The sequence below is a fragment of the Longimicrobium sp. genome (genome assembly GCF_048594345.1).
Taxonomy (GTDB): domain Bacteria; phylum Gemmatimonadota; class Gemmatimonadetes; order Longimicrobiales; family Longimicrobiaceae; genus Longimicrobium.
Genome location: NZ_JBMDXM010000039.1, coordinates 1 through 8783 on the forward strand (window position 1 = coordinate 1; position 8783 = coordinate 8783).

Here is an 8783-nt window from a genome sequence, read left to right on the forward strand (position 1 = left end):
AGCGGAGGGCCGCTTCCAGATGAGAGCGCTCCTCAGCGGATAGTTCTCGCACGCACAACGGTGCTCGTTTCTTGGGTTTCATCCACCCAAGTTAGCACACTTTGTTTACTTCGAACAGTTTCTCCTGTGGAGATGCACTAGCGCCAGCCCTCCGGCAGACGCCGCACGACCACGCGCTCCACGTCGTCGTCGTCGCGCTCGATGTAGGCGGCCAGCCCGTTGCGGCTGATGGCGTCCGGGAGCGTGGTGCCCGTAATCGTCCCCAGGTACTGCCCTTCCGGCGTCACCAGGTCAATGGGGCCCGGCTCGCCGACGACGCGCCCGGTCCGCTCCACCCACAGCTTTCCGGACGGCGCCACGCGCAGCCCGCGCAGCGCGGGAATGGTGTCGGCGAACCCGATCTCGCCCAGCCGCCGCTCGATCTCCTGCCGGCTGGGCTCGCGCGGTGCAGGTCCGCCACCACCCCCGCCAATCTGCACGCGGATGGCGTTGCGGCCGCTGGCGATCCCCTCGCGCTGCAGCTCGCGCCCGCGCTCGCGATCGGCCTCCGTGGTCAAACGCGTACGCATGGGACGCTGCAGGTAGCGCACGGTCTGCCCGCTGGCGTCCAGAATGCGCACCGTGTAGCCGGTGGTAAAGCTGAGCGCCATCTGCCCGCTGGGAATTACGCCGAAGAGCACCGGCGGGCTGAACATGGGGGGTGGCGACATCCGCACCTGCACCTGGTTGGAGCCGCTGGACTGCTGCTCCACGCGGATCGGCTGCGGGATCTCGTACAGGCGCGTGGGCTCGCCGCCGGCCAGCGGCTGGTAGAGCAGCGGCATCACGTTCTGCGTGGTGGTGGACGATCCCGGCCGTGGCGGACCCATCGGCTCGCGGACGGGGGCCACGGCCCCGCCGCGCGGGTGCCACCCCAGGGCCCCGCCGCCCAGGCCGGGCATGTACCCCTCCATCACCACGTTGCGCAGGAACGTGCCGTCCGGGCGAAAGAGCGAGTACCCGCGCCGGCCCAGGTCCGAAACGATCACCGTTCCGTCACCACCGATCGCCAGCTGCAGGGGCATCATCAGCTCGCCCGGACCCTCGCCCTTTTTGCCGATCTGCCGCACGAAGCGTCCGGCGCGGTCGTAGACGAGCACGTGGGCGCTCTGGCGGTCCAGCACGTACAGGTTGTCGCTGGCGTCGAACGCGACCCCCGCCACGATGCCGAACGCCTCGTGCGCGGCGCCGTCCGCACGGCCGATGGAATAGACGGGCGCGGGGGTGCCGGTCAGCGGGCGGTCGCGCTCGGGAAGGCGTACGATGCGGCCCTGTGCGGCCGCATCCACGGACAGCAGCGCCGCGGCCAGCAGCGGCACGGCGAAGGTGGGTTTGATGTGGATCATTTTCCGTCACCCGGATTGGTGGTGTGGCGAGCCCTGGCGCATCGGGAGCGCCGCGTACGGACGGGTGTGATTCCGCAACCCAGACGTGGGTTGCCGCCGGCAGGATGAGGGATTGATGAAGAGCGGCGCGGCGGAAGCTCAGGCGAGGGTAAAGTACACGCGCCCCTCGTCCACCGAAACGCGGTCCAGCTTCACCTGCACCGCGTCGCCCGGCGCCGGCTTGCGGTCGCCTGTCTCCACGATGGAGCGCACGGGCGGGTTTTCGATCTGCACCTCCACGTCGCCCTCGCGCCTGCCCAGCACCGTGGCGGCAAAGCGCTCGCCCACACGCTCGCGCAGCACCCACGCCTCCGCCACGTCGATCGCGCGCCGCTCAAAGCGGCTCTCCCGGCGCTCCGCCTCGTCCATGGTTTCGGGCAGGCGCCGCAGCGCGTCCGTCTCCGCCGCGGAGGGGCGCCCGCCAGCGGAAAGCTGGACCAGCAGGTCCAGCACGTAGCGGTCGCACAGGCGGCGCAGCGGCGCGGTGGCGTGCGCGTACGGCATGGCCAGCGCGTGGTGCAGCGGGTCCGCGGGAAGCTCGCCGTCGAAGGCCACGTAGTCCGCGCCGCGGTTCACGCGCTTGGCCTGCCACAGCAGCGGCGTCACCCGCGGGTGGGTGATGTCGACGGTGCGGATGAACTCCGCGTACGACGTCGCCGCCGGCCAGCGAAATCCCAGCGCCCCCGCCGCGCGGCGAAAGCTCTCCACCGCCTCGGGATCCGGCGGGCCCATTACCCGCACCAGGCCCACGCGCTCCTTCAGCATCAGCAGCGCGGCCGCGTGGCCGGTGAGCAGCGACACCTGCTCGTTCCACTCCTCCGACGGCTGCGGCGCCTCGAACCCCAGCGCGTACCCCAGGGGCCGCGTGGTCAGCTGCGTCACGTGCTGCGAAACCAGGGGGATGGATACGCCGCCGCGCGCCGCCTCGACCTTTTCGCGCGCCTCGCCAAAGCGGCGCATCGCCATCAACCCGTCCGCCCACCCCCTTCCCGCGAACAGCCGCTCGCCCCCGCATACGTGCTCCACCACCTGCGCGTAGGTAAGCTGCGCCCGGCTGCGCACCAGCGCCCGGCGGACGGCCGTGGACCGCAGCTCCCCCGCCGCGTCCAGCCCGAACTCGAAGAGGATGGCGGGGCGGTCCTGGTCCGGCAGCAGGCTGGCGGCGCCCTGGCTGAGCACGGGCGGATACAGCGGCTCCTTGCGGTCCGGCCCGTACACGGTCAGCCCCCGCCGCCACGCCTCCGCCTCCAGCGCCCCGCCGCGGTCGACGAAGAAGCCCACGTCGGCGATGGCGTAGAACAGCCGGAAGCCGCCGTCCGGCAGTGCCTCGATGTGGAGCGCCTGGTCCAGGTCGCGGCTCCCCGGCGGGTCGATGGTCACCAGCGGCAGGTCGCGCCGGTCCTCGCGCTCGCCATCCGCCGTGGCCACGCGCCTGGATGCAGCTTCGGCTTCGGCCTGCACCTCCGGCGGAAAGCCGCAGCGGATGCCCAGCTCCGTGCGTGCCGCGTCGAGCGCGCGCTCCACCACGTCCTGACCGCCCGTCCGCTCTCCGGAAGCCATGCCTGCGTCGTGTAAAGGTTGGATCGCCCACCGAACCCGCGGAACGCACCCAAGCTGGCGCGGCGGCGGCGCGGAGCGCAACCGGAGCGGGGTAGACGCACATGATCGCCGTAGTGCGTCGAATGAACGCGGATGGAGCGTTCCGAATCTCCAGAAGAAATGGCCTCACACAGAGTTAACAGAGTCAACAGAGTGGTTCCGTGGCATTCCCCCCGGCACCCTGCCCCACCGGGACCATCTCATCCAGAAACCATTCATGGACGACGGGAGTCAGGGACTCGCACCACACGAACTCTGTTGACTCTGTTAACTCTGTGTGAGGCCCGGTCTGTTATCCCGCTGGCCCTACGCAGGACGAAAAAGGACGCAGAGGATAAATATCATCCCCCGCGCCCTTGCTCACTGAGCGAAGCACCGAAACTCAGGCGCCGCGCGGCGTGCTGCCGCCACCGCCGCCACCGGGCCCACGCCCGCGTCCGCCGCGGCGGCGACGGCTGCGATTGGGGCCCACGCCAGCCATCTCGCGCTGCTGCCCCTGCTGCGCACCGTCGGCGCGCGGCTGCGGACGGCTGGTGCGCTCAGTTTCCGTGCGCACGCGGCGTTCGTCCTTTTCGCGATGCAGGTGATCAACCCGCGACGACCGGTGGGACTTTTCGCGGATGCGTGCCTCCTCCTCGGCCGCCCGCTGGTTCTTGCGCTCCAGCTTTTCCTTGGCGCGAGCGCGCTCCTCCGCCTTGCGCTTGCGGATCTCCGCGATGCGCTCGGCGATGGGCACCTCAAAGCGCTCCGCCGGCTTGGCCCGGTAGTCAAAGCCGTCCACCGTGATACGCGGCAGCTTTTTGCCGATGGCCCGCTCGATCGCCGCCAGGTCCCGCTCCTCGTCCGGCGACACGAAGGTGTAGGCGTCGCCGGTGGCATCGGCGCGCGCGGTGCGGCCCACGCGGTGAATGTAGTCCTCGGGCATGTGCGGCACGTCGAAGTTCACCACGTGCTCCAGCGCCTCAACGTCGATGCCGCGCGCCACGATGTCCGTCGCCACCAGCACCTGGTAGCGCCCCGCCTTGAACCCCGCCAGCGCGTCCGTACGGGCCGTCTGGCTGCGGTTGCCGTGAATGCGGGCGTTAGGCACGCCGTGCCGGTCCAGAAAGTCGCCCAGCCGGTTGGAGCGGTGCTTGGTGCGGCAGAACACGATCACGCTGCCCACCTCGCCGCGCTTGATCAGCTCCAGGAACAGCTGCGCCTTGAGCTCCTCCGACACGGGATACAGCGCCTGCGCCACGCCGGTCGCGGGCTTGGCGCGGCGCTGCAGGTCCACCGTGACCGGCTTCTGCAGCATGTCGTTGGCCAGCGCCGCGATGGGCGCGGGCATGGTCGCGCTGAAGAACAGCGTCTGCCGCTGCGTGGGCACGTGCTTCAGCACGCGGCGGATGTCCGGCAGGAACCCCATGTCCAGCATGCGGTCCGCCTCGTCCAGCACCAGCACCTCCACGTTGTTCAGCCTGGCGTAGGGGTACTGCAGGTGGTCCAGCAGCCGCCCCGGCGTGGCGATGATCACGTCGACGCCGTCGCGGAACGCCTGCTCCTGCGGCTTCATCCCCACCCCGCCAAACACCGAGGCGCTGCGCACGCCCGTGTGCCTGCCCAGCGCCACGAACTGCTCCTGGATCTGCGCCGCCAGCTCGCGTGTGGGGCTGATTACCAGCGCCCGCGTGGTGCCGCGCGGCTTGTCCGCCAGCCGCTGGATGATGGGAAGCGCGAACGCGGCCGTCTTGCCGCTGCCGGTCATGGCGCAGGCCAGCAGGTCCGCGCCGTTCAGCGCGGGCGGGATGGACTGTTCCTGGATCGGCGTGGGGCGGGTATATCCGAGCTCCGTGACGGCGCGGAGCAGGACGGGCGACAGCCCGAGCGGTTCGAAGGACATGCGTCTGGGGAATACTGGCGGGCCGCTACGATTCTCGTTTTTTGCGGCAAAAATAGAAGACGGCGGCCCCTTGCGGGAGTCCCGCCGTCCGTTCGATGTGCCCGTATACCCCACGTTGCGCAAAAGGATCGTTCCGCGGGCCGCCCGGAGGGAAATCCCGTTCTGCCGCCTCAAAACCGCGCTGTACCACACGTGGCCGTGTTCGCACGGGCACTTCCATCCCGCCGCAAGGGTGTTGTACCCTTCGTTCACCTCTGCTGCCCGCTCAGATCACACCCGTCCAGGATTTTCCATGACCACCGTCACCATGGTCGACGTCGCGCGCCACTTCGCCGAGTACGTGGACCTGGTCGTGAGCCGGGGCGAGCGCTTCACCCTCACGCGCGACGGAAGGCCCGTCGCCGAGCTGGGCCCCGTGCTCACCCCCGTGCGCCTGGAAGACCTCCCCGCCTTCCTCGCCTCCCTCCCCTGCCTCACCCCGGCCGCGGAGCCTTTCGGCGGTGATGCCGATGAAGTGGCGAGCAAGCTTTGTCCCGACGCTGATTTCGCCGGTGCAGCCGAGGGGAGCCGATGAAGAAGATTGGGCCCGCCGATCCGTTGCTCGACGAGGTCGAGGAAGCCCAGCGCAAGCTAGAAGCGGAGTTCGACAACGACCCCGCGAAGCTGCTGGCGCACTACGAGGAGGTGCAGAAGCTCCATGCGCACAGGCTCGTCAGCAGGCATGCAACGGGGCCGATTTCCTGAACATGCCGAAGCCACGTGTCTACGTCGAAACGACCATTCCGAGCTTTTACTACGAAACGCGTACGCAGCCGAATCTCGTCGCCTGGCGTGATTTGACGCGCGAATGGTGGTCGGATGCGGCGGAGCGGTACGAGCTGGTTACCAGCTTTACGGTATTCAAGGAGCTTTCCCGTGGCAGGCCGGCTGAACTCGTGCGCTTGCGCATGGAGCTGCTGTCTGGGATCCCGCTCTTGCTCAGCCAACCGAAGATATCGGAAATTGTCCAGTCGTATCTGCGTCACAAGCTCATGCCTTCCAAACCGGTGCCGGCAGACGCGACGCACCTGGCCCTTGCTTCACATCACGACTGTGATTTCATTGTCACATGGAATTGCCGGCACCCGGCCAACCCCAACAAGGCCAGCCACATCCGGCGGATCAATTCGGCCCTGGGCTTGCACGTCCCGGAGCTGGTTACACCCGAGGATTTACTCAGGAGGAGATGATGAGCGAGCCTCGCAATGCAGTCGATGAGGTTCTCGATGAACTTCACGAGATCCGGTTGGCGATCGATGCTGAATTCGACCACGATCCGGAGAAGTTCCTCGCCTATGTCCGCGAGGGCGAGCAGCAACTCCTGCGCGAGGGCTGGGTAGAGGCGCCGCCGCCGGCCAGACGAGGCAAATCCGCCGCCTGACCTGGTCACGCCATTCAGCTTCTCGGAGGGGATGATGGAGGCAAATCGGTCGGCGGAAGATCCGCTCATTGACGAGGTGCGGCGAGTAAAGCGGGAGATCTCCGCGGAGTTCGACCATGATCTCGTGAAGCTGGGAGCGTACCTTACCGAGTACCAGAAGCAGTTCGCGGATCGCCTGGCTGAGTCTCCATCTGCGGGTACTAAAGGGAAATCCGCAGCCTGAGTCGGCTCCGCTACTGCATAGCCCATAGGTCGCATGGACTGCGCTCAGGAGCAGATGGTAATTGAGCCCCGTACCGCGGTGGATGAGGTGCTCGATGAACTGCACGAGATTCGTCTCGCCCTCGACGCTCGGTTCGATCACGACGTGCACAAGTACGTTGCGCACCTCAATGAAGTGGGGCAGCAGCTTCTGCGCGAGGGCTGGGTAGCGGCACCCCCGCCTCCGCCGGAGTACACCCGTCGCGTGAGACAGGCTCTTGCTCGTGTGCGTCGTAATCCTCACCTCCTCGACTGCGGGGAGGATTGCCGGTGTTCTGGACGGGGACCGAACGGAAGCGAATGACGTCGTTGAGGAGGTGCGCCAGATCCGGCGTGAGATCCGGGCGTAGTTCAACAACGACCCCGATAGGTTGATCGCGTATTACGATTACACCGAACTCGATAAGCAGTACGCGGATCTGATGATCAATGCGCCGCCGCCGGCCGAGCGGGGCAAACCCGCCGCCTGACGAAGATTCCCTCCCCTCGTCCGCTCAGTGGTAGTCGTGTGAGCGAACGACGGCGCTGGCTTCGTCCAGGCGCAGGGGGAAGAAGGCTTCGGCCTTCAGGTTCACCACGCCGTCTTCCTTCCCCAACCTTCCCCGCACCGCCAGGATGCCGTTGCGGTTGATGATCTCGCGCTCCTTTTCGTACAGCTGGGGCGTGACGATTACGTCCAGGCGGCCCGTCTCGTCTTCCAGCCCCACGAAGACGAAGCCCTTGGCCGTTCCCGGCCGCTGGCGCACGATCACCAGCCCCGCGGCCGTCACGCGCTCGCCGTGGCGGCGACCGTCGCCGCCCAGGGTGCCCAGCTCGACGATACCCAGGCCGCGCAGGTAGTCGCGCAGGTGGCGCATGGGGTGCCCGTCGATGTCGAAGCCGGTGACGTGGTGCGCCATCAGCGTGCGCTCCGCCGGCGCCAGCTCCGGCAGCTGCGTGACGGACGGCGTGACCGGCGCCAGCGGCCCGCCGCTGCGGCGCGCGCGCAGCTCGCCCAGCACCGTCCACAGCGCCTGCCGCGGCCCGCCCGGGATCCACGAGCGGAACGCCCCCGCCGCCGCCAGCGCGCGCAGCCCGTGCTCGGAATCGAACCGCTCCACCACGTCCGCCACCGAGGTGAACGGCCCCCGCTCCAGCTCTTTCCTGAACCGCCGCCCCGTCACCGTACCCAGGCCGCGGACGTAGCGCAGGCCCACGCGAACGGCGGGGGCAGCAGTGCGGGAGTGCGGGGGTGCGTCAGTGCGGGAGTGAGGGGATTCTGCCGAATCAGCCGACTCATCCCCCTCCTCCGCAGTTACTTTTGCACTTTCGCACTCCCGCACTTTCGCACTTTCTTCCAGCGTGCAATCCCACCTGCTCTCCGCCAGGTCCACCGGCCGCACCTCCACCCCGTGCAGCCGCGCGTCGTGGATCAGCGTGGACACGGGGTAAAAGCCCATGGGCTGCGCGTTCAGGATGGCGCACAGGTACTCCGCCGGGTAGTAGCGCCGCAGCCACGCGCTGGCATACGCCAGCAGCGCAAAGCTGATGGCGTGGCTCTCCGGAAAGGTGTAGCTGGCGCACGCCTCCAGCCATCCCAGCACCTTCTCCGCCGCCTCCTCGTCCACCCCGCGCGCCGCCATCCCCTCGCGGATGGACGCCGTGGCCGCGTGCATCTCTTCCCGCGAGCGTTTGCGGCTCATGGCGCGCCGCAGCCGGTCCGCCTGCCCCGCCGAGCACCCGCTCACCACGATGGCGCAGCGCATCAGCTGCTCCTGGAACAGCGCCAGCCCGTGCGTGCGGCCCAGGACCGCCTCCAGATCGGGGTGCGGATACTCCGTGGGCACCTCGCCGCGGCGGCGCGCCAGCATCTCCTTTACCTGGCCGCCCATCATGGGGCCCGGGCGGATGGCGCCGACGGAGATCACCACATCGTAAAAGCACGTCGGGCGCAGGCGGGGGAGAAAGTTGGCCTGCGCGCGGCTCTCGATCTGGAACAGGCCGATGGTATCCGCCGCGCCGATCTGCGCGTAGACGGCGGGGTCGTCCATCGGCAGCCGGCCGATGTCGATCTCCTCGCCGCGCCAGTCGCGGATCAGGTCCATGCACTGGCCCAGCAGCTTGAGCATCCCCAGCCCCAGCAGGTCGAACTTGGGAACGCCCAGGTCCGCGCAGTCGTCCTTGTCCCACTGGATGACCGTGCGGTTGACCATCGACG

The 8783-nt window shown here is 68.4% G+C and carries 8 protein-coding genes; 4 read left to right on the forward strand and 4 right to left on the reverse strand.

What is annotated here, in order from left to right:
- Positions 1 to 137: 137 nt before the first annotated feature.
- The 3 genes from ACOJUJ_RS04465 to ACOJUJ_RS04475 all read right to left on the reverse strand — a co-directional run bounded on the left by ACOJUJ_RS04465 (position 138) and on the right by ACOJUJ_RS04475 (position 4905).
- Positions 138 to 1385, reverse strand: coding sequence for a 6-bladed beta-propeller (locus tag ACOJUJ_RS04465; protein ID WP_420125648.1), 1248 nt, complete (start codon positions 1383 to 1385; stop codon positions 138 to 140).
- Positions 1386 to 1523: 138 nt separating this feature from the next.
- Positions 1524 to 2984, reverse strand: coding sequence for an RNB domain-containing ribonuclease (locus ACOJUJ_RS04470; RefSeq protein ID WP_420125649.1), 1461 nt, complete (start codon positions 2982 to 2984; stop codon positions 1524 to 1526).
- Between the two features lie 421 nt (positions 2985 to 3405).
- A complete protein-coding gene (locus tag ACOJUJ_RS04475; RefSeq protein WP_420125650.1) occupies positions 3406 to 4905 on the reverse strand; it encodes a DEAD/DEAH box helicase in 1500 nt (499 codons plus the stop codon).
- Between the two features lie 292 nt (positions 4906 to 5197).
- On the opposite strand from ACOJUJ_RS04475, the gene ACOJUJ_RS04480 reads away from it, so the two are divergent.
- Genes ACOJUJ_RS04480 through ACOJUJ_RS04495 form a run of 4 tightly spaced genes read left to right on the forward strand, consistent with a single transcriptional unit; the run spans position 5198 to position 6325 of the window.
- Complete coding sequence (locus ACOJUJ_RS04480; protein ID WP_420125651.1) at positions 5198 to 5479, forward strand: type II toxin-antitoxin system Phd/YefM family antitoxin; 282 nt, start codon at positions 5198 to 5200, stop codon at positions 5477 to 5479.
- Complete coding sequence (locus ACOJUJ_RS04485; RefSeq protein WP_420125652.1) at positions 5476 to 5649, forward strand: hypothetical protein; 174 nt, start codon at positions 5476 to 5478, stop codon at positions 5647 to 5649. Before ACOJUJ_RS04480 ends, ACOJUJ_RS04485 begins: the two co-directional genes overlap by 4 nt.
- A 2-nt stretch (positions 5650 to 5651) precedes the next feature.
- Positions 5652 to 6134, forward strand: a complete 483-nt coding sequence (locus tag ACOJUJ_RS04490) for a type II toxin-antitoxin system VapC family toxin (protein ID WP_420125653.1) — start codon at positions 5652 to 5654, stop codon at positions 6132 to 6134.
- Complete coding sequence (locus ACOJUJ_RS04495; protein ID WP_420125654.1) at positions 6134 to 6325, forward strand: hypothetical protein; 192 nt, start codon at positions 6134 to 6136, stop codon at positions 6323 to 6325. Before ACOJUJ_RS04490 ends, ACOJUJ_RS04495 begins: the two co-directional genes overlap by 1 nt.
- Positions 6326 to 7080: 755 nt before the next feature.
- Here ACOJUJ_RS04495 and ACOJUJ_RS04500 read toward each other — a convergent pair.
- Positions 7081 to 8783: OB-fold nucleic acid binding domain-containing protein (locus ACOJUJ_RS04500; protein ID WP_420125655.1), on the reverse strand; the 1703-nt coding region annotated here is incomplete at its 5' end.

Bases quoted from the DNA above. Each gene is read 5' to 3' on its own strand.
- ACOJUJ_RS04485 (WP_420125652.1), top strand. From the start codon at position 5,476: ATGAAGAAGATTGGGCCCGCCGATCCGTTGCTCGACGAGGTCGAGGAA.
- ACOJUJ_RS04470 (WP_420125649.1), bottom strand. From the start codon at position 2,984: ATGGCTTCCGGAGAGCGGACGGGCGGTCAGGACGTGGTGGAGCGCGCG.
- ACOJUJ_RS04495 (WP_420125654.1), top strand. From the start codon at position 6,134: ATGAGCGAGCCTCGCAATGCAGTCGATGAGGTTCTCGATGAACTTCAC.
- ACOJUJ_RS04480 (WP_420125651.1), top strand. From the start codon at position 5,198: ATGACCACCGTCACCATGGTCGACGTCGCGCGCCACTTCGCCGAGTAC.
- ACOJUJ_RS04475 (WP_420125650.1), bottom strand. From the start codon at position 4,905: ATGTCCTTCGAACCGCTCGGGCTGTCGCCCGTCCTGCTCCGCGCCGTC.
- ACOJUJ_RS04465 (WP_420125648.1), bottom strand. From the start codon at position 1,385: ATGATCCACATCAAACCCACCTTCGCCGTGCCGCTGCTGGCCGCGGCG.
- ACOJUJ_RS04490 (WP_420125653.1), top strand. From the start codon at position 5,652: ATGCCGAAGCCACGTGTCTACGTCGAAACGACCATTCCGAGCTTTTAC.